At 71.3% G+C, this 23,027-nt stretch carries 18 protein-coding genes and 1 pseudogene; 5 read left to right on the forward strand and 14 right to left on the reverse strand.

Annotation, left to right across the window (positions count from 1 at the left end; translation table 11 throughout):
* Nucleotides 1–2: 2 nt before the first annotated feature.
* The 11 genes from ACHAAC_RS07290 to dut form a co-directional block, all read right to left on the reverse strand.
* The gene (locus tag ACHAAC_RS07290; RefSeq protein WP_435715393.1) at nucleotides 3–1,274 is read right to left on the reverse strand and encodes an ROK family protein; all 1,272 of its coding nucleotides are present in this window, start codon (nucleotides 1,272–1,274) and stop codon (nucleotides 3–5) included.
* Complete coding sequence (locus ACHAAC_RS07295; RefSeq protein ID WP_435715394.1) at nucleotides 1,231–2,508, reverse strand: sugar ABC transporter permease; 1,278 nt, start codon at nucleotides 2,506–2,508, stop codon at nucleotides 1,231–1,233. The genes ACHAAC_RS07290 and ACHAAC_RS07295 overlap by 44 nt, the downstream gene beginning before the upstream one ends.
* A 16-nt stretch (nucleotides 2,509–2,524) precedes the next feature.
* Nucleotides 2,525–3,307: an ATP-binding cassette domain-containing protein gene (locus ACHAAC_RS07300; RefSeq protein WP_435715395.1), complete on the reverse strand. Its 783-nt coding sequence runs from the start codon at nucleotides 3,305–3,307 to the stop codon at nucleotides 2,525–2,527.
* A gap of 79 nt (nucleotides 3,308–3,386) precedes the next feature.
* Entirely contained in the window at nucleotides 3,387–4,457 is a 1,071-nt protein-coding gene (locus ACHAAC_RS07305; RefSeq protein ID WP_435715397.1) for a sugar ABC transporter substrate-binding protein, read from the reverse strand.
* Between the two features lie 224 nt (nucleotides 4,458–4,681).
* A complete protein-coding gene (locus tag ACHAAC_RS07310) occupies nucleotides 4,682–7,510 on the reverse strand; it encodes an aconitate hydratase (RefSeq protein ID WP_435715399.1) in 2,829 nt (942 codons plus the stop codon).
* Between the two features lie 165 nt (nucleotides 7,511–7,675).
* Complete coding sequence (locus ACHAAC_RS07315; RefSeq protein WP_435715401.1) at nucleotides 7,676–8,359, reverse strand: hypothetical protein; 684 nt, start codon at nucleotides 8,357–8,359, stop codon at nucleotides 7,676–7,678.
* Nucleotides 8,360–8,373: 14 nt separating this feature from the next.
* Nucleotides 8,374–11,853 carry an SCO7613 C-terminal domain-containing membrane protein gene (locus tag ACHAAC_RS07320; RefSeq protein WP_435715403.1) on the reverse strand — a complete coding sequence of 1,160 codons (3,480 nt, stop codon included), beginning with the start codon at nucleotides 11,851–11,853 and terminating at the stop codon, nucleotides 8,374–8,376.
* A 48-nt stretch (nucleotides 11,854–11,901) separates the two neighbouring features.
* On the reverse strand, nucleotides 11,902–13,095 hold the full coding sequence (locus tag ACHAAC_RS07325; protein ID WP_435715405.1) for a class I SAM-dependent RNA methyltransferase: 1,194 nt from the start codon (nucleotides 13,093–13,095) through the stop codon (nucleotides 11,902–11,904).
* A gap of 102 nt (nucleotides 13,096–13,197) precedes the next feature.
* Nucleotides 13,198–13,854 (reverse strand): DUF3159 domain-containing protein, encoded by a 657-nt coding sequence (locus ACHAAC_RS07330; protein WP_435715407.1) that lies wholly within the window; start codon nucleotides 13,852–13,854, stop codon nucleotides 13,198–13,200.
* A gap of 89 nt (nucleotides 13,855–13,943) precedes the next feature.
* Nucleotides 13,944–14,588 carry a DUF3710 domain-containing protein gene (locus tag ACHAAC_RS07335; protein WP_435715409.1) on the reverse strand — a complete coding sequence of 215 codons (645 nt, stop codon included), beginning with the start codon at nucleotides 14,586–14,588 and terminating at the stop codon, nucleotides 13,944–13,946.
* Nucleotides 14,585–15,049 (reverse strand): dUTP diphosphatase, encoded by a 465-nt coding sequence (gene dut, locus ACHAAC_RS07340; RefSeq protein WP_435715410.1) that lies wholly within the window; start codon nucleotides 15,047–15,049, stop codon nucleotides 14,585–14,587. Before dut ends, ACHAAC_RS07335 begins: the two co-directional genes overlap by 4 nt.
* A gap of 51 nt (nucleotides 15,050–15,100) precedes the next feature.
* Here dut and ACHAAC_RS07345 point away from each other — a divergent pair, with 51 nt between their 5' ends.
* Entirely contained in the window at nucleotides 15,101–15,604 is a 504-nt protein-coding gene (locus ACHAAC_RS07345) for a DUF3093 domain-containing protein (RefSeq protein WP_435715412.1), read from the forward strand.
* On the forward strand, nucleotides 15,591–16,055 hold the full coding sequence (locus ACHAAC_RS07350; RefSeq protein WP_435715413.1) for a DUF4235 domain-containing protein: 465 nt from the start codon (nucleotides 15,591–15,593) through the stop codon (nucleotides 16,053–16,055). Before ACHAAC_RS07345 ends, ACHAAC_RS07350 begins: the two co-directional genes overlap by 14 nt.
* Here ACHAAC_RS07350 and ACHAAC_RS07355 read toward each other — a convergent pair.
* Genes ACHAAC_RS07355 through ACHAAC_RS07365 form a run of 3 tightly spaced genes read right to left on the reverse strand, consistent with a single transcriptional unit; the run spans nucleotide 16,049 to nucleotide 18,282 of the window.
* Nucleotides 16,049–16,348, reverse strand: coding sequence for a DUF4193 domain-containing protein (locus ACHAAC_RS07355; protein ID WP_435715415.1), 300 nt, complete (start codon nucleotides 16,346–16,348; stop codon nucleotides 16,049–16,051). The two genes, ACHAAC_RS07350 and ACHAAC_RS07355, sit on opposite strands and share 7 nt — an antisense overlap.
* A 60-nt stretch (nucleotides 16,349–16,408) precedes the next feature.
* Nucleotides 16,409–17,245, reverse strand: a complete 837-nt coding sequence (locus tag ACHAAC_RS07360; protein ID WP_435715416.1) for an inositol monophosphatase family protein — start codon at nucleotides 17,243–17,245, stop codon at nucleotides 16,409–16,411.
* Nucleotides 17,242–18,282 (reverse strand): ferrochelatase, encoded by a 1,041-nt coding sequence (locus tag ACHAAC_RS07365; protein WP_435715417.1) that lies wholly within the window; start codon nucleotides 18,280–18,282, stop codon nucleotides 17,242–17,244. Before ACHAAC_RS07365 ends, ACHAAC_RS07360 begins: the two co-directional genes overlap by 4 nt.
* 118 nt (nucleotides 18,283–18,400) lie before the next feature.
* Between ACHAAC_RS07365 and ACHAAC_RS07370 the strand changes: the two are divergent.
* The 3 genes and pseudogenes from ACHAAC_RS07370 to ACHAAC_RS07380 form a co-directional block, all read left to right on the forward strand.
* Nucleotides 18,401–18,595 (forward strand): annotated as a pseudogene (locus ACHAAC_RS07370) (MFS transporter); the annotation flags it as partial.
* 718 nt (nucleotides 18,596–19,313) lie between these two features.
* Nucleotides 19,314–19,607, forward strand: a complete 294-nt coding sequence (locus tag ACHAAC_RS07375) for an MFS transporter (RefSeq protein ID WP_435715528.1) — start codon at nucleotides 19,314–19,316, stop codon at nucleotides 19,605–19,607.
* A gap of 12 nt (nucleotides 19,608–19,619) precedes the next feature.
* Nucleotides 19,620–23,009, forward strand: coding sequence for a bifunctional proline dehydrogenase/L-glutamate gamma-semialdehyde dehydrogenase (locus ACHAAC_RS07380; RefSeq protein WP_435715419.1), 3,390 nt, complete (start codon nucleotides 19,620–19,622; stop codon nucleotides 23,007–23,009).
* Nucleotides 23,010–23,027 lie beyond the last annotated feature (18 nt).

Raw genomic sequence — 23,027 nt, forward strand, 5'->3', positions numbered from 1 at the left:
TCTCAGGCGACGACGCCCAGGGCGCGGTCGACGTCCGTGCGAGCGTTCGCCAGGCACGCCACGGGGTCCTCCAGCAGGGCCGCGAACGCCATCTCCGCGGCACCCACGATCACCGTGTCGCCGCCGAGCACCGGCAGGGCGACCTGCACCTGCTCCCGCGGAGCCACCAGCGCGCGGTCGTGCAGGCCTGACTCCACCTCGGCGCCGACGAGCGGGTAGAGGGAGCGCAGGTACCCGCCGAGCACGACGACCCGCGGGTTCAGCAGGTTGACCGCGCTCGCGATGCCGCTGCCGAGCAGGTGGCCGACCTCCCGGAGACCCTCGTTGGCCTCGGCCAGACCGTCCAGCACGTCACCCAGGGACGCGATCCGGTCCTGCGGACACCCGATCGCCTCGGCGATGGCGGGCGCCCCCACCTGGGTCTCCCAGCAGCCCCGACTCCCGCAGTGGCACAGCCGGCCGGCGGGATCCATCTGCAGGTGGCCGATCTCGCCCGCGTAGCCACCGCCACCACCGAGGTGGTGACCATCGACGATGATGCCGGCACCGACACCGACCTCGCCGGAGAGGTAGATCAGGTCCGAGCCGTCCACGCCGGCCCCGCGCAGGTGCTCGGCGAGGGCACCCAGGTCCGCGTCGTTGCCCGTGTGCACGGTGGCCACGCCGCCGAGGCGGTGGTCGAGGATCTGGCCGAAGGGGACGTCGACCCACCCGAGGTTCGGGGCCAGGCGCACCAGCCCGTCGGTCCGGCGGATGAGGCCGGGCACCGAGACGCCGACGCCCACGAGGGCCGAGGAGGCCGGTGCCTCCCGCACCACGATGCGCAGCAGCTCGACGACGGCGTCGGCGGTGGCCTCGGGCGTCCGCGTGGTCGGGATGGGACCGGTCGCCCTGGAGAGCACCGTGCCACCCAGCCCGATGCGGGCGACGGCGAGCCCGTCGACGCGGATGTCGACCGCGAGGACGTAGGCTCCGTCGCCGATCGGCACCACGTCGGGCGAGGGTCGTCCAGCACCGTGTCGCGAGGCCGTCGGGGCGGACTGCTCCGCCAGCCCGAGAGACTCCAGCTCCCCCACGAGCCCGGCGATGGTGCTGCGGTTCAGCCCCATCATCGTCGTCAGCGAGGCACGGGAGATCCGACCACCGTGGTGCACGTGCCCCAGCAGTGTCCCGAGGTTGTGGCGCCGGACCGCCTCCTGGTTGGTCCCCGAGCCGGCCCTGACCACGAGGTCACCCCAGCCCGGAGGCCGAGCGACGACGACGAGAGATCGCATCGACGCTGGCCGCCAGGAGCAGCACGCCACCCGTGACGAGGAAGTTGATGTAGGCGGCCTGGTTGAGCAGACCCAGTCCGTTCGCGATCGTCGCGATCACGACGCCACCGATCACGGCGTCGCGGGCCTTGCCGCGGCCACCGAACAGGCTGGTGCCGCCGATGACGGCCGCACCGACTGCGTAGAGCAGCGTGTTGCCGGCACCGGAGGACGGCGACACCTTTCCGGAGTAGGACGCCGCGATGATGCCGCTGATCGCCGCCATGGAGGAGCAGATCATGAAGACCGAGACGCGGATCCGGTCCACGTTGATGCCGGCCCGACGGGCCGCCTCCCGGTTGCCGCCCACGGCGTAGACGTGGCGTCCGTAGCGCGTGCGGGTGAGGACGAAGGTCCAGAAGATCAGCAGCACCGCGACCACCGGCAGCACGTAGGGCACGCCCTCGATCGGGAAGTTGGGGTTGCGGCTGCGGTTGACGCTGAGCACGGCGGTCACACCGATCACGACGACGGCCAGACCGGCGATCTTGAGCAGCAGGACGCTCAACGGCTCGTGCTGCAGGTCTCGGCGCACCTGGCTGCGGTGCCGCAGCAGGGACAGGGCGGCGAAGGCGACGATGATGCCGATCGCGACGATCCATCCAGCGACGACGGGCAGGTTCTCGATCGTGAGGCCGCGCAGCACCGGGTCGTCGACGCGGACGGAGCCGCCTTGGCCGATCAGCCGCAGGGTGACGCCCTGCAGACCGAGGAAGAAGGCCAACGTCACGACGAACGACGGGATGCCGAGCTTGGCCACGAGCAGCCCGATGATGAAGCCGATGATGAAGCCGCTCAGGACCCCGCCCATGACGGCGAGGAACCATGGCAGCCCCTGCTCGACGATGAAGAGAGCGACCACCGTCGAGGAGACGGCACCGGCCACGCCGGCGGAGAGGTCGATGTCGCCCATCAGCAGGACGGGCACCAGGCCCATCGCCAGGACGCAGATGGCCCCGGCCTGGGTGATGAGGTTGGCCATGTTCAGCGCCGAGAGGAAGGAGCTGTTCGCAGCCCCGAAGATGATGAAGAGGACGACGAGGCCAAGAGTGGCGGGCAACGCCCCCATGTCGCCGCCGCGCAGGCGTACACCGTAGGCACGGACGGCCTCGCCCAGCGTCGACACGTGCCGGGCGTCGCCGGCGAAGTCGGTCTCGGCCAGGCTCGCCGAGCTGGAGGATTCGGTGGTGGTCATCGTGGTTCCTTGCGAGTCAGGCGGTGGCTGGGGCGGAGAGGCCGAGGTCACCGGATCGTCCGGCGGTGATCAGCTCGACGATCTGGCTGTGGGTCACGTCGCTGGTCGGCACGTCGGCAGCGACGCGACCGAGGTACAACGCCGTGACCCGGTCGGACACCTCGAGGACGTCCGCCATGTTGTGCGAGATCAGCACCACGCCGAGTCCCTGGTCGGCCAGGCGGCGGACCAGGTCGAGCACCTGGCGGGTCTGGGCGACGCCGAGCGCGGCCGTCGGCTCGTCGAGCAGCACCACCTTGGAGTTCCAGAGCACCGACTTGGCGATCGCCACGGTCTGACGCTGGCCGCCGGACAGGCTCGCGACACTCTGGCGGACCGATGAGACGGTGCGCACGGACAACGAGGCGAGGGTCTCCCGGGCGCGGGTCTCCATGGCGATCTCGTCGAGCACGGCGCCCTTCATCGACTCACGGCCGAGGAACATGTTTTGGACGATGTCGAGGTTCTCGCAGAGCGCGAGGTCCTGGTAGACCACCTCGATGCCCAGGTCCGCCGCGTCCCGGGGGCTGTCGATCTGGACCGGCTGTCCGCCGAAGTAGCGCTGCCCGGAGTCAGCGGAGTAGATGCCGGCGACCGTCTTGACCAGCGTGGACTTGCCGGCGCCGTTGTCGCCCACGAGGGCGGTCACCTGTCCGGGGTAGACGGCGAAGTCGACGTCGTGCAGCACGTGGACGGCGCCGAAGCTCTTGTTGATGCCGCGCAGCTCCAGCAGGGGCTCGGGCAGGGGGGTCGTGCTCATCGGGACTCCTCAGGGACGAACGGGGCAGGGCCGGGCCCGCCGGTGGCGACGCTCAGGCGTCGCCACCGGCGGGAGCACCTCAGGAGATGCCGGCTTCCTCGCACATCTCGGCGAACTCGCCGTCACAGAGATCCTCTGCCGTGACACCGCCGTCGTCAACGACGGTCTTGACGTTGTCCTGCGTGATGGACTCCGGGTCCAGCAGGACCGACGGCACCTCACGGTCGCCGTCGACGTCCTCGGTCGTGCCGTTGGTCTCGGCGTCCTCGCCGTTGACCAGGGCGATCGCGGTCTCCGCGAGCGCTCCGGCCTCGAGCTTGGCGGACTTGTAGACCGTCATGCACTGGTCGCCCGCGAGGATGTTCTGCAGACCCTCGACCGTGGCGTCCTGACCGGTGACCGGGACCTCGCCCGCACGGCCGTTCTTCTCCAGGATGGAGATGACCGAGCCCGCGAGGCCGTCGTTGGCGGCGTAGACGCCGTCGACCTGACCGTCGGCCTGGGTGTAGAGCTGCTCGAAGATCGTCACGGCCTGCTCGTTGTCCCAGTCGGGCACGGCCTGCTCGCCGGCGTTCTCGTACGGGCCCTCGTCGAGCACGCTGTGCGCACCCTCGGAGAACAGCGTCGCGTTGTTGTCGGTCGGGGCGCCGTTGAGGTAGATCACGTCGGCCTCGTCCTCGCCCAGGCACTGGGCCAGGCCCTCACCCTGCAGCTCACCGACAACGGTGTTGTCGAACGAGACGTAGTAGTCGGCCGAGCCGCCCAGCGTGAGCCGGTCGTAGTCGATCGTGCGCACGCCCTGCTGGCCGGCCTTCTCCTGGATGGCTGCACCGGAGTCGGAGTCGAGGTTGACGATCGCCAGGACCGTGACGCCGTCGGCGACCATGCCGTCGGCGATCGTGGCCATCTGGTCGGCGTCTCCCTCGGCGTTCTGGATCTCATACTCCACGCCGGCCTCGTCGAACGCAGACTCCAGGGCCGGCCGGTCGGCGCTCTCCCACCGCACCGACGACGCGGTGTCGGGAAGGATCACACCGATCTTGCCCTCACCACCCTCGGAGCCACCGTCATCCCCCGAGTCACTGCCACATCCGCTCAGGACGAGCGCAGCGCTCGCCGCGGCGAGCACCAGATTGCGGGTCCGCTTCACACCGACCGCCTCCTTTGTTCCTCGTGTGCGACACACGAACGACACCCGTCGTTCATCGAGACGCAAAAATTGTTGTTTGGGAGAACCTATAGCGTGACTGCGGTCACGTCCAGCGTTTCGGACCACATTTCGCGTCCCAGACAACAATTTCTTCTCCCCGAGGCCTCCGAACGTGACGACGGCCCCGGGCTCGGTGCCCGGGGCCGTCGTCAAGCGTGCCGAGGTCAGTCCAGCAGCGAGCGCAGGACGTACGGCATGATGCCGCCGTTGCGGTAGTAGCTCGCCTCACCAGGAGTGTCGATGCGGACCACGGCCTCGAACTCGATGTCTCCCCCACCGGCTACGCCCTCAGTGGTGGGGGGACCCCCATTCGCCTTGACCGTCACGGTGCGCGGGGTCTCACCGTCGTTGAGCGCGGTGACGCCGGTGACCTCGAAGGTCTCCTCACCGCTCAGCCCGAGCGACTCGGCGTTCTCCCCCTCGGGGAACTGCAGCGGGAGCACGCCCATGCCGATGAGGTTCGAGCGGTGGATCCGCTCGTACGACTCGGCGATGACCACCTTCACACCCAGGAGCGCGGTGCCCTTGGCCGCCCAGTCACGTGAGGACCCGGAGCCGTACTCCTTGCCCGCGAGGACGACCAGCGGGATCCCGGCCTCGATGTACTTCTCCGAGGCCTCGAAGACCGTGGTGACCTCGCCGCCACCCAGCAGGTCGCGGGTGAACCCACCCTCGGTGCCCGGTGCCATCTGGTTGCGCAGACGGATGTTGGCGAAGGTGCCGCGGATCATGACCTCGTGGTTGCCACGGCGCGAGCCGTAGGAGTTGAAGTCGCGCGGGGCGACCCCGTGCTCGGACAGGTACGTCCCCGCCGGGCTGTCCTTCTTGATGGCACCGGCCGGCGAGATGTGGTCCGTCGTGACGGAGTCACCGAGCTTGAGCAGGACCCGGGCGCCGGAGACGTCCGTGACCGGTGCGGGCTCCAGCTCCATGCCGTCGAAGTACGGCGCCTTGCGCACGTACGTGGAGTCCTCGTCCCAGGCGAAGGTGTCGCCCTCGGGGGTCGAGAGGTTCTTCCAGCGCTCGTCACCGGCGAAGACGTCGGCGTACTCCGAGCTGAAGGTCTCGGAGTCGATCGAGGACGCGATGACCTCCTCGATCTCCGCGGGCGAGGGCCAGATGTCCTTCATGAAGACATCGTTGCCCTCGGAGTCCTGGCCGAGCGGGTCGTTGAACAGGTCGACGTCCATGGAGCCCGCCAGCGCGTAGGCGATGACCAGCGGCGGGGAGGCGAGGTAGTTCATCTTGACGTCCGGGTTGATCCGGCCCTCGAAGTTGCGGTTGCCCGACAGCACCGACGTGACGGCGAGATCGCCCTCGTTCACGGCAGCACTGACCTCGGGGATCAGTGGACCGGAGTTGCCGATGCACGTCGTGCAGCCGTACCCCACGAGGTGGAAGCCGAGCTTCTCCAGGTAGGGCGTGAGGCCGGACTTCTCGTAGTAGTCGGTGACGACCTTCGAGCCGGGCGCGAGCGTCGTCTTGACCCACGGCTTGCTCGAGAGGCCCTTCTCGACGGCTCGCTTGGCCAGCAGCGCCGCGCCGATCATGACCGAGGGGTTGGACGTGTTGGTGCACGACGTGATGGCGGCGATCGTGACCGCGCCGTGGTCGACGTCGAACTCCGTCCCGTCCTCGAGGGTGACGTGCTGCGGGTTGCTGGGCCGGCCGGTACCCGACGGGGCCGGTGCGTGCGGCTTGTCGCCGTTGGTGCCGGAGTCCGAGCTGCTCGGTGAGTCCGACGCCGGGAAGGACTCGTCGACGGCCTCGTCGTAGCCGTTCACGTCCTGTTCCGCGTAGTCGGCGAGGGCCGTGCGGAAGGATCCCTTGGCGTCGGTGAGCGAGACGCGGTCCTGCGGACGCTTCGGCCCGGCGATGGAGGGCACGACCGTGGAGAGGTCGAGCTCGAGGTACTCGGAGAAGCGCGGCTCGGCGTCGGCGTCGTGCCACAGGCCCTGGGCCTTGGCGTAGGCCTCGGTGAGCTCGATCTGCTCCTCGCTGCGCCCGGTGAGGCGCATGTACGTGGTGGTCTCCTCATCGATCGGGAAGACCGCGATCGTGGAGCCGTACTCGGGGCTCATGTTGCCGATCGTCGCGCGGTTCGCCAGCGGGACGGCGCTGACGCCCGAGCCGTAGAACTCCACGAACTTGCCGACGACTCCGTGCTCGCGCAGCATCTCGGTGATCGTCAGGACGAGGTCGGTGGCGGTGGCCCCGGAGGGCAGCTCGCCGGAGAGCTTGAAGCCGACGACGCGCGGGATGAGCATGCTGATCGGCTGACCGAGCATCGCGGCCTCGGCCTCGATGCCACCGACGCCCCAGCCCACGACGCCCAGGCCGTTGACCATCGTCGTGTGGGAGTCGGTGCCGACGCAGGAGTCGGGGTAGGCCACGACGGCACCCTCGGAGTCGCGGGTGAAGACGACGCGGGCGAGGTGCTCGATGTTGACCTGGTGCACGATGCCGGTGCCGGGCGGGACGACCTTGAAGTCGTCGAAGGCGCCCTGGCCCCAGCGCAGGAACTGGTACCGCTCACGGTTGCGCTCGTACTCGATCTCGACGTTGCGCTCGAAGGCCTCGGGGGTGCCGAAGACGTCGGCGATCACGGAGTGGTCGATGACCATCTCGGCCGGGGCGAGCGGGTTGATCTTGGTGGCGTCGCCGCCGAGGTCGGCCATCGCCTCACGCATCGTGGCGAGGTCGACGACGCAGGGGACACCGGTGAAGTCCTGCATGATCACGCGGGCGGGCGTGAACTGGATCTCCTTGCTGGGATCGGCCGAGGCGTCCCAGCCGGCGAGGGCCTCGATGTCGGCCTTGGTGATGTTGGCACCGTCCTCGGTGCGCAGCAGCGCCTCGAGCAGGACCTTCAGGCTGAACGGGAGCGAGGCGACGTCGAGCCCGTCCCCCGTGACCTGGTCGAGCCGGTAGATCTCGTAGGAGGCATCACCCACCTCGAGGGACTGCTTGGACTGGAAGCTGTCGACGCTCATCATGTCTCCTTCGCGGGGTCGAACCCATCCTGCCGAGCCTGGCGCTTCAGCGCCACGTCAGGTGAGCCTTAGTCGGCCGGTCAAAGTCTCTTGACATCAAGATACATGACGTCGAGACGAAGTGCACTCCTCCCCCACCACACGACGGGTCCGGGCGTCGAGTGCTCACCGCAGGGCCGGCAGCTGCCAGATGAGCGGCCAGAAGAAGGCCAGGTACGCGGCACAGACACCGACCACGCCGACCACCCCCACGACGTCGAGCACGACGAGCGCACGGCGTCGACGCTCGCTGGTGACGTCTGCACTGCGGACCACACGGCTGCGCACCAGCACGTCGGGCACGTTGCGCGTCAGCGGCAGCAGCGAGACGAGCAGGACCAGGAGTGCGAGATAGGCCGCCGCACCGACGTGCCAGGCGTCCGGCGTGAAGCGACGCAGCACGGTGGGCAGACCGACCGGGATGGCGGCGACCGCCAGGTCCACCAGTGCGACCATGACGATCCCGCGCGCCAGGCCGCGGAGGGCACCGAGCCGCTCCCCCGTGCGCGCATCGACGACCACGAGCCCGGAACGGTGCTTGCCGATGCTGTGCCCACGGCGCCCTTGCCGCCAGCCGTTGTTCCACAGCAGGAAGAGCTCGCCGGCCACCAGCCCGCTCAGCAGCAGGTCGTCGGACAGCCCGACGGACCACAGGTCTCCCTCCGGCCCGGTCACGAGACGTCCGGCGAGGTAGAGGACGGCGCCGGACGTGAAGGCGACGCAGAACAGCAGCACGTCCTGCCCGAAGGCCGAGCGCCGCAGGTCCGAGACGCTGCGCTGAGGCTCGGCGACGAGCTGGGGGTCATCCACGTCCGTCAGCCTCCTCATCTCATCGTCCCGACCCAGTGCACCACGGCGCGTCCGTCACGGACCCGCTTCTCCCACGTCACACCGGCTCCCAGCATGATCGCACCTGCCGCCGCGATGAGCACCCACCGCGGGAGCCCCCACGCCAGCGGGCCGAGGTTCACCAGGACGACGAGCCCGAGCACGAGCGCACCGAGCAGGAACGGGGCCTTCCATCGCCGCAGGACCCCGACGACCAGCACGGCGAAGGCGCCGAGCCCGAGGGCGAGGGCCCGGAGGCTGGCCGGGTCGGCCAGCGCCTGCGGCAGGCTCGGGGCGAGCACGAGGAGCAGGCCCGGCCCGAGCGCGACCACCGAGCCCAGCTCGCCCCGGCCGGCGGGCGGACGCACCATCACCCACCCGCCGAGCAGCAGCAGCGCTGCACCGAACGGGAGGGTGTAGGCCTCGACCACCCCGACGTCGCTGGCGACGAGCCGCAGCACGTAGGCGACGGCCAGCGCTGCGACCGCCACCCATCGGTACCAGGATCGACGACGGACCAGCAGCGACACCGCGGCCGCGACGACCCCGGTGACGGTGAGCAGCAGGGCGACGTGCCCAGGGCCTGTCTCGACGCCGGACACGACCAGTCCGAGGCCGAGCAGCAGGGCGCCGGCGACCTCCACCCCGTCACCGCCACGGGTCGGACCCACCAGCAGGAGCCCGACCAGGGCCACCAGGCAGCTCGCGACCACCACGAGCAGGGTCCACGTCTCCACCGGCAGGTCACGGACCTCGGCCGCCGGGACGACCGAGGCACCGAGCGCCAGGGCGGAGCCGCCCGCCACGAGCGAGCGCTCCCACCCGGGCCGCACACGTACCGCGGCCGCGCCGATGACGAGACCGGCCACGGGCCAGGCCCACACGGCCGTGGGCCAGCTCTCGATCGTGCCCAGCACGACGAGCGCCGCGGTCGAGGCCCCCACCAGCGCGTACCAGCGTCGACGTTCCACGAACCAGCCCAGACCGATCGCCGAGGCCGCAGTGACCAGGAAGAGGACCGCGACGGTCGCGAGGTCCAGCTGGACGCAGGCGCCGACGAGCGCAGGGACGACGAGCACGGCCCCCGCGACCTCGACACCGTCACCCCCGGCCTGCCGAGACAATGCCAGGAGCGCCCCCGCCACCAGGAGGAGCCCGGCTGCCAGCAGGGCGACGATCAGGGTGGTGCGTCCCGCGCCCAGGACCTCACAGGTCGGGACGACGCAGGATCCCGCCACGAGGGCCGCGACCCCCGCCAGGCCGGTGCGGGCGTGCCCCGTTCCCACGCGCACGGCGGCGACCGCGACGACGACGGCGGCGGCCGGCCACACCCAGAGTGCTCCGTCCCAGCGATCGATCGTGGTCAGCACCGCCAGGAGAGCGAACGGCGAGCCGGCCAGGCCGTACCACCGGTGCCCGCCCGGCACGAGGGACAGCCCCACGACGACCCCGCCGAGGACCAGCACCAGCAGCGCGAACGGCTCCGGGGCCAGAGCAGCCGACCCCTGCCCGACCGACCACAGCAGGCCGACGGCCGCGGCGACCTCGACTCCGGCACGCCCGGAGCGTGCCGTGAGCCAGGACGCGGCCACGCCCAGCAGGACCAGACCGGCGGCGAGCAGTCCGTAGGCCCGCACCTCGGGACCGTGGCCCAGCACCTCGACCAACGGCACCACGCTCGCCGCCGCCCACCACGCGGCCAGGGCGGCCGTGGCGTCGCGCCAGCGCGGGTGGGCCGGTCGGAGGGACAGGACTACCAGCCCCACGGCGGCGAGCGGCCAGACGACGAGACAGGCCACCCAGGACTCGAACGCCACGAGGGGGGCCGCAGCGACCACGGACGCGCCGAGCACGGTGCGGACGTCCAGCGCGGGGCGAGGCACCAGGCAGATCGCGAGCCCACCGGCCACCACGGCGAGGGCGAGCACGAGTGCTGGGACCTCGTAGGAGGCGAGTGTGGCCCAAGCGCCGGCGACCAGCAGCACCACGGCGACCGTGGCGGCATGTCCGGCCCGTGCGGCCACGACCGGCACACGTCGGCCAAGCAGCAGGGTCGCTGCGGCGAGAGCCAGCGCAGCGACGGCAGCGAGCCACGCGTCCCCGCCTTCACCGGGTGCCTCCAGCGGGGACAGGAGCGAGGCGCTGCCCACGTCCTCCAGCGCGAGGGCGACGGCCCCGACGAACACACCGAGGCGCAGCAGCAGCACCAGGGCCAACGTCGCGGCCGGCACGCTCGCGGCCCAGCGACCACCGCGACCCCACGCGCCCGCGGGTGTGACGACGAGGCCCACGAGGACGAGTGCGAGGACGACCACCGCACCACCGGCCTGCCACTGTGCGGCAACCGGCAGCACCAGCAGGAGTGTCGCGAGCAGCGTCGCCGCGGCGACGAGGGCGCTCACCACCACCGCCCTGCTGCGCACGACCACGGCGGCACCCAGCGTGGCGATCACGACCACCAGGAGCGGGACCCCCTCGCCCCGCACCGCCAGTGCGTGGAGCTCGGGATGCGTGACGGCCTGGTCGACGGAGATGACGATCGCGACGAGTCCGTAGCCCACTGTCGGCACGGCCATCAGGAGGGCCCCGATCCGCAGGGCGAGGCGCCACAAGCCCAGAGCGGCCGCTGCAAGCAGCAGCGCCACGGCGAGCACCGCCCAGAACAGCTCGAGGCCCGCCTCGGTGAGGTCCGGGCCACGGCCGACGATCGCGTACGTGGCGGCGAGGCCCGCTGCGACCGAGGGCACGACGAGGGTCACGGAGGTCGAGGAGTCCTCGCCCGCGAGGTGTCGGTGACCCAGTCGCACGGCCACCACGGCGAGCCCGACCACCACGATCGCCCAGGAGAGCTCCACCGGCGCGGCCGGAGCGTCGTCGAGCCCGAGCAGTCCCTGGCTCCGCGCGGCCAGCCAGTCCAGGCTCAGCAGCGCGAGGAAGACGGACCAGAGAGCCTCGGCCGAGCCGCGCAGGCCACGCCGGGTCGCCCAGACGGCCAGGGCCCCGAAGACGGCCGTGACGGCGAGCAGGACCAGGGCGCGGCCCAGGAGTCCCATCACGTCCCAGTAGACGGTGATGAAGATGCTGCCCGCCACGATGAGCGAGAGTGCGCCGAGCGCCAGCAGCACCGTGCCGACCGAGAGCCGTCGGCGTGGTGGCGCCGTGGCTGCAGCGACGAGGTCGGTCTCGATGGGCGCGGACGGCCCCGGGCCGGGAGCGGCCGGCTCGGGTGCCGGCATCGGGTCCGGCACCGAGATCGGGGCCTGCGGATACATCGGCGCGTCCTCGACCGGCTGGGGTGGTCCGAGCGGCACGCGATGCTCTCGCGCCTTGACCAGCCAGGCGTCCGCCGACTGCAACGCCTGCCACAGGGTGCGGGCCGCGTCGCTGGTCAGGTCGAGGCCGCAGGTCGGGCAGTGGGGGCCGCCCTCCAGATGCCCTCGGCAGTCAGGGCAGCGCTGCGGGTCGGCGAACGTCATGGCGACACCCTGCCGTTCCGGGGTGGGGCAGACAAGCGGCCACGCTGACTAGGACCGCGTGAGGGTGGCGACGCACTCGACGTGGTGGGTCATCGGGAACAGCGCGAAGGCCCGCAACGACTCCAGCGCGTACCCGCGTTGCTCCAGCGACGCGACGTCCCTGGCCAGGGCTGCGGGGTCACACGCGACGTAGACGATCGTCCTGGCACCCAGGGCAGCCAGGTCCTTGATCGCGCGCTTCGCCCCGGTTCGAGGAGGATCGAGCACGACGACGTCCACCGGCCCCACCCGGTCCGATCGCAGGGCTCGCTCGGTCGTCTCCTGCACGAGGGAGACCTGCGGGTGCGCGTGCAGGTTGCGTCGAGCGTCCTTGGCGGCACCGGGGTCCGCCTCGACGCTCACGACGGACCCGCTCGCACCCACGGCCTCGGCCAGGAAGGCGGTGAAGAGCCCCACTCCGGCATAGAGGTCGACCACCGACTCCCCCGGCCGGACTCCTGCTGCGTCGAGGACGGCGTCCACGAGCGTCGTCGCAGCCTCGGGATGGACCTGCCAGAACCCCGAGCCGCTGACGCGGAAGTCGTGGTCCCGGACCTGCTCGAGGACGTGGGCCCGCCCGCTGCGTCTGGCGCCGTCCCCGTCCACGATCCCGTCGACGTCGAGGCCCTTGGGGGTCGGGCCGTCACAACCGACGAGGCGCTGGCCGGTGGAGGAGACGGTCGCCTCGACGACCTCGTCGTCCCATCGGTGACCGAGCACGTCGGGCAGGTCCGGGTGGGCGATCGGGCAGTGGGGAACGGGAACGACGTCGTGGGAACGATGCCGCCGCAGGCCGGGCCGGCCCGCGTCGTCCACCGCCCAGGTCATGCGTGTCCGCCAGCCAAGCTCGGGAGAGATCGCCTCGACCTCTCCCTCCCAGCTGATCCCGGCGAGACGCTGCAGCTGCTCGCGCACGACGTCCGCGAGGAGCCCGCGCTGCACGGCGGGGTCGACGTGCTGGAAGTCGCAGCCGCCGCACGTCCCGGCGAGAGCACACGGTGGAGCGACGCGTCCGGGGGCCGCCTGGAGGATCTCGACCGCGTCGGCGCGCAGGAATCGTCCGGCGTCGTCGGTGATGCGGATGCGGACGGTCTCCCCGGGGAGGGTGTGCCGGACGAAGATGACCTGGCCGTCGAGCCGCGCCACGCAGTGGCCCCCGTGGGCGACGGGACCCACGTCGACGATCGGCAGCTGGTCAACCATGCCGCGTCCCGTCGACCACCCAGGCGCGCAGCACCCGAAAAGCACAGTGGGTGACGGGACCGACCTCGACCACAGGCAGCAGATCAGCCGCGCCGGTGCTGCTCACGGTTGCGACGAGCCCTGCGGCTCGTCATCGGCCAGCGGCGTCTTGTTCCGGGAGAGCACCCAGGCCATCGCGGCGAAGGAGGCGACCTGCAGCGGCCAGCCGAGAACGACCTTGGAGGTGCCGAGCAGGGCGACCTGGTCGGAGGCCCAGAGGGGGTACTGCACCAGGACGCGCAGCACGCACGGTGCGGCCAGCAGCCACGTCAGCGTGGAGCAGAGCCTCACGATCCCCCGGTCGTCGTGCCACTCGGTGGGCTCACCGGTGATGCTGCCGATGATGAAGCCCACGACGGGCCAACCGACCACGATGGAGATGACGAGCACGACGGCGTAGCCGCCGTTGTAGAGGATCCCCGGCAGGAAGACGTCCCGCGCCTCTCCACTGCGTGCTGCGAAGAGCGCGGCGATGCCGATGCCGAACAGGGCCGTCATCACGAACTGGATGGTCGTGCGCTGCACGAGCCTCACCAGCAGGAGGACCAGCGTCAGCCCGATGCTGACGTACAAGGACGTGCGCAAGTCGTTCGTGGCGATCCAGCAGATCGTGAAGGCGATCGTCGGGATGGCGCTCTCGACGACCCCGCGGCCGCCCCCGAGCGCCTTGGAGAGCTGGGAGCGGACGAGCTGCTCGACGGTCTCCGCGTGTCCGCTCATGCGATCACGTCCTCAGAAGAACCACCGTAGGAACGTGCTCGCACTCGTGATTCATTGTTCGGTCGCTGGCGCTCGCTCATCACCGTGTCCTAGGTGGCCGACGTGTCGTCGGCGGCGGTGCCATCGGTTGGGGCGGAGACCGGTGGTGCGACCGGCAGGGCCTCGCGCGCCATCCGTGGCTCCACGCCCCGCACGACGATCGTGTCTCGGAAGGACTCCATCAGGATGCCCTCGTCGGTGGGCTCCAGCGCGGCCCGCCCCAGGAAGGTGCCCCGCAGCATCCAGCGCGGACCCTCGACGGCGATGACCCGCGTCGGCTGGACCCCGGGCTCGCCCTCCGGCGTGGTGGCGGGCAGCCGGACGTGCAGCTCGGTGCCGAACGGGCCCGCGACCTCCTCGCAGCTGCCCTCGAGACGCTCGACCTCCCGGCCCATCTCCACCCGCACCTCGTCCCAGAGTCCACCGCTGCGGGGCGCGGCGAAGGCGCGCATCTCCAGCCCGGCGTCCTCGGTGAGCAGGACGACGGCGGCACGGTTGCCGTCAGCCTCGGTGGGCACCCTCAGGTCGGTGCCGATGCGACCTCGGACGAGCAGCGCCCCGAGGTCGAGGTGTCGCTCGGACGGCTCCTTCTCGGCACGGTCCCAAGGACCGTTGGACCGTGGCCCGTCGACGACCTGCTCGTCGGCGTTCTCCTGGGCCTGCTCGGCCTGCTCCTGCTGCTTGCGACGTCTCATCTCGCGTCCTCCCCGGGGGCCGCGACGGCCACCCCTGTGGAACCGTAGCCGCCGGCACCCCGGACCGAGTCGGGGAGGGCGTCGACCTCCAGGAAGTCGACGTGCTCGACCCGTTGGACGACCAGCTGGGCGATCCGGTCCCCCCGGCTCAGCGTGACGGCGTCCTGCGGATCGAGGTTGACGAGCAGGACGGCGATCTCGCCGCGGTAGCCGGCATCGATGGTGCCGGGAGCGTTGACGATCGAGAGGCCGTGCCGCAGGGCGAGGCCGGAGCGTGGGTGCACGAAGGCGGCCAGCCCCGGGGGGAGCGCGATCGCCAGCCCGGTCCTCACCAGTCGCCGTTGGCCCGGGTCGAGGGTGACGTCCTCCACCGTGTGCAGGTCCGCTCCCGCATCGCCGGGGTGGGCGTAGGAGGGGAGCGGGAGCCCGGTGTCGAGCCTGGTGATCTCCACGGCGACCATGCGCCGACCCTACTCTCGCCGGACAGGCGGGGATGCGGCAGGCTTGAGGGCGTGACCACCTACCGCGAGCGACTGGTTCCGCCCGTCTCGTGGTGGCTGGCCGGGGCGTTCTTCGCCGTCGTCTGGGGCTGGCTGGTGCTGGTCGTCGCGGGTCCCACGGCTGCTGTCGTCGTCGCACTGGCCCTCGGCGTCGTGATCGCCCTGGCCCTGTGGACCTATGGCGGCTCGATCGTCATCGCCGTCGGGCCCGAGGGGCTGGCGGTGGGCCGCGCCCGCCTCGAGCCTCGGCATGTCGGGGAGGTGCAGGTCCTCGATGCAGCCGCGATGCGACGCAGGCACGGACCCGAGGCCGACGTGCGAGCATGGCTCATGCACCGCGCCTACGTCTCCGGGGGCGCGATGATCTTCGTGGCGGACCCTGCCGACCCGACGCCGTACTGGCTGGTCAGCTCGCGGCACCCCCACCGGCTCGCGGCCGCGCTCGCGTGCCCCGAGGCTCCCGTACCGACCGACCTGCCCACCACCGACCCGGGAGGATCCCATGGCGAAGCGTGAGCGTCGCTCGTCCAGCAAGGACAAGACCGCGAAGGACGAGGCCCGAAAGAGCAGGAAGAAGGGCTCAGCCGGCGGCCGCGGAGCCTGGAAGGTGATGGACCGTGGATCCACGGTCGCGGCCGGTCTGCTGGCCCGTGAGGTCTCCCAGCTCGCTTGGCGGGCGGCCACGGGTCGCAAACCCCCCGTGGCCGGACGCAATCCCGAGGTCGAGACCCGGGAGGCGGTGGCCTGGGCCGTCGTCGGCGGCGCCCTGGTGGAGCTGGTGAAGCTGCTGGTCCGTCGTTGGACCGCCGGGTACTGGGTGCGTTCCACCGGCTCCCTCCCGCCCGGCATGAAGCCGGTCAAGCCGTCGGTGGTCGGGTCCGTGACGCCGAAGGAGCCGGCTCCCACTCGGGAACCGGCTCCGGACATCAAGCGCGAGCGCAAGCGCAGGCGCGGAGTCGCTCAGTAGGCGCAGTCCTGGCAGATGAGCCGGCCGTTCTTCTCGCTGGCCAGCTGTGACCGGTGGTGGACCAGGAAGCAGGACGAGCAAGTGAACTCGTCGGACTTCTTGGGCACGACCTGCACCGCCAGCTCCTCGTGCGAGAGATCGGCCCCCGGCAGCTCGAACGATTCCGCGGCCTCGACCTCGTCCTCGTCGACCTTGCCGGAGTTCTTCTCGTGGCGCCGCGCCTTGAGCTCCTCGATGCTGTCCTCGGACTGTTCGTCGTCGGTCTTGCGAGGTGCGTCGTAGTCGGTAGCCATGAACCCTCCGTGTGTGATGAACCGGCGTGATTGTGCCACATCGGGGCACGGGTTTCGCCGTCAGAAGCCGCAAGTCCTCACGAGGTCGAAATATTCCTTGCTGACGACCGGGTGCGCCCCCATCGTCAGGCGCAGGTCCGGGCCGCCCTCCAGGCCGCCGAGCCGCACTCCTGCCTCGCTCGCCACGAGGCCCCCGGCTGCCAGGTCCCACGGGTGCAGGCCCTGCTCCACGTACCCGTCCAGGCGGCCCTCGGCGAGCGCGCACAGGTCCAGCGCGGCTGAGCCGATGCGACGAACGTCACGCACGTGCGGGAGCAGCGCGGCGACGGCTGCGGCCTGGTGCTCACGGATCGAGCGGACGTAGCTGAAGCCGGTCCCGATCAGCATCTGGTCGAGGCCGGGTGGCTCCGGGGCCTGCAGGACTGTGCGTCCCCGCCCCTCCCACCGCCAGGCACCGCCACCGGCCACAGCGCCCCACTCCTGCCCGGTCGCGATGTTGACGACGTGCCCGGCCACGGGTCGACCGGCGATGCTCGCGGCGATCGAGACGGCATAGGCGGGGATGCCGTAGACGAAGTTCACCGTGCCGTCGATGGGGTCGACGATCCAGTCCACCCCGCTCGTGCCCGGCACGTCGTCGCCCTCCTCCCCCACGAAGCCGTCGTCGGGTCGCTGCCGGAGGAGACGCTCGCGGATGAGCTCCTCACAGGCGCGGTCCACCTCGGTGACGACGTCGGTGGGGCTGCTCTTGGTGGCGGCCACGGGCACACGACCCGCGGGTCGACGTGCGGCCACGAAGGACGCCGCCTCCAGGCCCACGGCCCGGGCGATCTCCACGAGTCCGGCCGGGGCGTGCCCGTGCAGGTCCTCAGCACCGCCGTCGAAGCGCAGGCTCACCGGACGGCCGCCACGGCACCGCGAGGGTTCGCGCAGCAGTCCACGGCGCACACCTCGGGGTTCGGTGCGCAGGACCCCACCACCGCGCGGGGAGCGGAGTCGTCGGCCAGGACCGCCGCGCGCTCGAGGACCAGCTCGCGGACCATCGCCACGAAGGCCGGGTGGTCATCGGGCGTGTCCGCCCTGACGAAGCGCAGGCCGAGACGCTCCGCAGTGGCCTTGGCCTCGGTGTCGAGGTCGTAGATGACCTCCATGTGGTCGGAGATGAAACCGACCGGGACCACCACGACCGACTCCACGCCATCGGCGGCGAGCGCCTCGAGGTGGTCGTTGACGTCGGGCTCGAGCCACGGTGTGCGCGGGGAGCCCGACCGCGAGCAGTAGACGAGCGAGGTGGCCTCCGCCCCGGCACCCTCGCCGACGAGCCGCGCGACCTCCTCGTGCTGACGGCGGTAGGCACCCACGCCCGGCCCCCCACTTGCGTCGTTCATCGTGTCCGGGATCGAGTGGGTGACGAACACGACGTGCGTGCCCGCCGGTGCGTCCGCCAAGGCCTGCCGGGTGGTGTCGGTGAAGGCACCGACGAACCCCGGGTGGTTGAAGTACAGCCGCACGCGGACCAGGTCGAGGTCCAGGCCGTCGACGGCCGCGGCGAGGTTCTCGCGGTACTGACGGCATCCCGAGTACGAGGAGTAGGCACTCGTCACGACGTACGCGGCGCGCTGCACGCCGTCGGCCACCATCTGCTCCATGGTCGCCCGCAGGTACGGGTCCCAGTTGCGGTTGCCCCAGTACACCGGCAGGTCGACGTCATGGTCGGCCAGGTCTGACTCGATCGCGGTGATGAGCCTGCGGTTGAGGTCGTTGATCGGGGACCGTCCGCCGAACAGGAAGTAGTGCTCCCCCACCTCCTCCAGCCGCTCCCGCGGGATGCCTCGACCGGCCGTGACGTTCTCCAGGAACGGGACCACGTCCTCGGGCCGCTCCGGACCTCCGAAGGACACGAGCAGCAGGGCGTCGAACGGCAGGTCGGACATGTCGCCATCGTCCCACGACCACCACGGCACCCGGCGGCTAGTCTGACGCCGTCACGCCGGACGAGGACGGGGAGGAACGGTGAGCTCGTACACCGCCATCCTGACCCGGCCGGGAGCGATGCGGTTCAGCCTGGCGGCCCTCGTCTCCCGCCTCCCGAGCTCGATGGCGGCCTTGGGCATCGTGCTCCTCGTGCAGCAGCAGACCGGCTCCTACGGGCGGGCCGGGCTCGTGTCCGCGGCCTACGTGCTGGCGCTCGCGGCCTGTGCGCCCCTGCACGGACGCCTTGCGGACCATTGGGGGCAGGGCCTGGTCCTGTGGACCACCGGAACCGTGTTCGCCGTCGGGGTCGCGCTGCTCCTGCTGGCCGTCGACGTGGACGCGAGCCCGCCGTGGACGCACCTCGCCGCGGCACTCGCGGGGCTGTCCACGCCCCAGACCGGCGCCATGGTCCGCTCGCGCTGGACGCACGTGCTGCGGGACGACCGGGACCGGCTCACGACGGCCTACGCCCTGGAGGCCGTGCTCGACGAGGTCGTGTTCATCGTCGGCCCCGTGCTCGTCACCTTCCTGACCCTCGGGGTCACGCCCTGGTCGGGGCTGGCCGTCGCGGGTGCCGCCGGGACCCTGGGGGCGTGGGCGTTCGCCGCTCAACGTTCCACCGAGCCCCCGCCGCAGCCGCTGACCGCCGACCGTCGCGCGCCCATGGGCTGGGGCGTGCTGGGTCCGGTGATGCTGGCTGCCGTCGGCATCGGGGCGATGTTCGGCTCCATGGAGGTCGTCGTGGTGGCCTTCACCACCGAGCAGGGCCAGCGCTCGTGGGCCGGGGCCGTGCTGGCCGTCTGGGCCGCAGGCAGCCTCGCCGCCGGGGTGCTCGTCGGTGCGTTCCCGCCGCCGAAGGACACCGTCGCTCGTCTCCGGTGGACCACCGTCGTCCTCGCCGGGCATGGGGGTACCCCCGCACAGGGCGCATTGCGGCGGGGGATTCGGGCCGCTGTTCCTCGTGCCCAGCACCGCGTGGTTCGCCGTCGGCATGTTCCTGGCCGGCTTCATGATCGCGCCGACACTCATCTCGGCCATGAGCATCATCGAGATGTACGTGCACCCGGCTCGGCTCACCGAGGGCATGGCCTGGACGATCACGGCACTCTCCGCCGGGGTCGCCCTGGGCGCCGCGCTGGTCGGCTGGGTGGTGGACCATGCCGGAGCCCGTGCGTGGTTCAGCGTGCCCTTGGTGGCTGCGGCGACGGCCGCCGTCGTGGCATGGTGCTTCAAGCCCGGCCCACCCGCCGACCGCGGCCTCGTGCCGGACCCGATCACGCACTAGCCTTGGGGTGCCATGACCGATCCTGATCTCGCCGACCGCAGCGTCGCCCTCGTCCGCTCATGGATCGATCCGCAGAAGGGTCGATCGCGTCGACCGGACCGCTCTGCCCGCAGGCTGGCCAAGCTGCTCAAGGACCCTGCCGGTCTGGAGTTCACGATCGGCTTCGTCGACCGGGTCGTGCGGCCCGACGACGCCAAGGTCGCCGCGCTCAACCTGCGCCGCCTGGCCAAGAGCACACCGCGCTTCCTGCCGTGGTTCCAGCGTCTGCTCATCAAGACCGGTGCGGTGTTCTCGGTGCTCTTCCCGGCGCTGGTGGTGGGGACCGCCCGCTGGACGCTGCGTCGGATGGTCGGCCACCTCATCGCCGACGCCCGCCCCGAGAAGCTCGGCCGCACGATCGCGAAGCTCCGCAAGAACGGCGACCGACTCAACCTCAACCTGCTCGGCGAGGCCGTCCTCGGGGAGCAGGAGGCCCTCCGGCGGCGCGACAACACGCTGGAGCTGCTGCGCCGCGACGACGTCGACTACGTCTCGGTCAAGGTCTCCTCCGTCGCCAGCCAGCTGTCGATGTGGGCCTTCGACGAGACGGTCGAGCGCGTGATCGAGCGGCTCATGCCGCTCTATGAGCTCGCCTCCGAGAACGGCGCCTTCATCAACCTCGACATGGAGGAGTACCGCGACCTCGACCTGACGCTCGCGGTGTTCACCCAGGTGCTGGACCGCTTCCCTGACCTCGAGGCCGGGATCGTGCTGCAGGCCTATCTGCCGGACGCGCTCGGCGCGATGCAGCAGGTGCAGGAGTGGGCTGCGCGCCGCCGTGCCGACGGTGGCGCCCGGGTGAAGGTGCGCGTCGTCAAGGGCGCCAACCTGGCGATGGAGCAGGTCGACGCCGTCATGCACCACTGGCCGCTGGCGACGTGGGGCTCCAAGCAGGAGTCCGACACCAACTACAAGCGGGTGCTCCGCTGGGCGCTCACGCCGGAGCGCACCGACGCCGTGAAGATCGGCGTGGCCGGCCAGAACCTGTTCGACATCGCCTACGCGTGGTTGCTCGCGCAGGACCGTGAGGTCACCGACGGGGTGGACTTCGAGATGCTGCTGGGGATGGACTCCGGACCGACGGGCGGCGTCCGCGACGACGTCGGTCGCCTGCTGCTCTACACCCCGGTGGTGCACCCCGACGAGTTCGACGTCGCGATCTCCTACCTCGTGCGCCGGCTGGAGGAGAACGCGAGCGACGAGAACTTCATGTCCGCAGCCTTCGACCTCGCCTCCGACGAGGACACCTTCGAGCGAGAGGCCGGGCGCTTCCTGGCGTCGGTCAAGGCCCTCGACGAGACCGTCCCCGAGCCCCATCGCGTCCAGGACCGACGCCACGAGCGAATCTCCGGCGGAACTCAGGGCTTCAGCAACACCGCCGACACCGATCCCTCGGTCGCCGGCAACCGTGAGTGGGGTCGGCAGATGCTGCACCGCTCCACGTACACCCAGCTCGGCACGAACACCATCAGCACGAGCCAGGTGTACGGCCCGGCCTCGCTGGAGACGCTGATCCGCCAGACCCGTCGCTCCGGGCACGCCTGGGCGTCCCGGGGGGCGGAGATGCGCTCCTGGATCCTGCACCAGGCGGCCGGGGCGCTTGCGGCCCGCCGCGGTGACCTGATCGCCGTCATGGCTGCCGAGACGGGCAAGACGATCGGCGAGGCGGACGTCGAGGTCAGCGAGGCGATCGACTTCGCGCACTACTACGCCGAGTCGGCCCGGCGACTGGAGGTCGTCGACGGCGCGCGCTTCGAGCCGGCCGCCCTCACCGTGGTCGCTCCGCCGTGGAACTTCCCGGTGGCCATCCCCGCCGGCTCGATGCTCGCCGCCCTCGCCGCCGGCTCCGGCGTCATCATCAAGCCCGCTCCGCAGAGTCCGCGCTGCTCCGCCGTGGTGGTCGAGGCGCTCTGGCAGGGCGGCGTCCCACGCGACGTGCTGCGCTACGTGAGCATGGAGGAGGGCGAGCTGAGCAAGTCCCTCATCTCCCACGCCTCGGTGGATCGGGTCATCCTGACGGGCGGCTGGGAGACGGCCAGCCTGTTCCGCTCGTGGCGCGCGGACCTTCCGCTGCTGGCCGAGACCAGCGGCAAGAACGCGCTCGTGGTCACCCCGAGCGCGGACATCGATCAGGCGGCGTCCGACCTGGTGCGCAGCGCCTTCGGCCACGCGGGCCAGAAGTGCTCGGCCGCGAGCCTGGGCATCCTGGTCGGGTCCGTCGCGAGCTCCGAGCGGTTCCGCCGTCAGCTGCTCGACGCCGTCGCCTCCACCAAGGTCGGCTGGCCCGACGACCCCGAGGTGATGATGGGGCCGGTCGTCGAGCCCCCCACCGGCAAGCTCCGCGACGCGCTCACGACCCTGGGTGAGGGCGAGGAGTGGCTCGTGGAGCCCCGCCGGCTCGACGAGTCCGGCCGCCTGTGGTCACCCGGCGTGCGCATCGGTGTGCGGCCCGGCAGCGAGTTCCACACCACCGAGTACTTCGGCCCGGTGCTCGGCATCATGGCCGCCGCAGACCTCGACGAGGCCCTCGCCTGGCAGAACGCCACGGACTTCGGGCTCACCGCCGGCATCCACTCCCTCGACCCCGACGAGGTCAACACCTGGATCGAGCGGGTCGAGGCCGGCAATCTCTACGTCAACCGCGGCATCACCGGGGCGATCGTCCAGCGTCAGCCCTTCGGTGGCTGGAAGCGCTCCTCGGTGGGCACGACCTGCAAGGCCGGCGGACCCAACTACCTGACGCACCTCGGCTCCTGGCACCCCCGGCCGCCACGGGCCACCGACCGCGACGTCACCCTCACGCCGGAGGTCCTCGCCCTGGTCGACGCCGTCGACGACGCGCTCGACCAGGCGTCGCGTGACCTCCTGCGCGCCGCGACCGGGTCCGACGAGCTGGCGTGGCAGCGCGAGTTCGGCGTCGAGAAGGACGTGTCCGGCCTCGGGGTGGAGCGCAACGTCTTCCGCTACCGGACGACGGCCGTGCACGTGCGCTCGGGTGATGACCTCCTGGCCACCGCACGGGTCCTCGCCGCGGCACGTCGCACGGGAGCGCCGATCGAGGTCTCCAGCCCGATCCCGCTGCCCGACGGCCTCGCCCCGGGACACGTCGTCGAGACGCCCGCCGACTGGCTGCGTCGCATCGCGACCGAGCGGCCCAGCCGGATCCGCCTGCTGGAGTCCCTCGCCCTGGAGGTGGCCGACGCCGTCGGCGGCGACCCGGACGTCGCGATCCACGCCGGCGAGGTCACCTGGTCGGGTCGGGTCGAGCTGCTGCCGTTCCTGCGCGAGCAGGCCGTCAGCATCACGACCCACCGCTTCGGCAACCACGACGCCTCCTTCGACGCGGTCCTCCCCCGCGACTGACCCCCACGCCGGGCCCCC

Origin of the sequence: Aeromicrobium sp. CF4.19, from assembly GCF_051262555.1 — a bacterium.
Taxonomy (GTDB): domain Bacteria; phylum Actinomycetota; class Actinomycetes; order Propionibacteriales; family Nocardioidaceae; genus Aeromicrobium.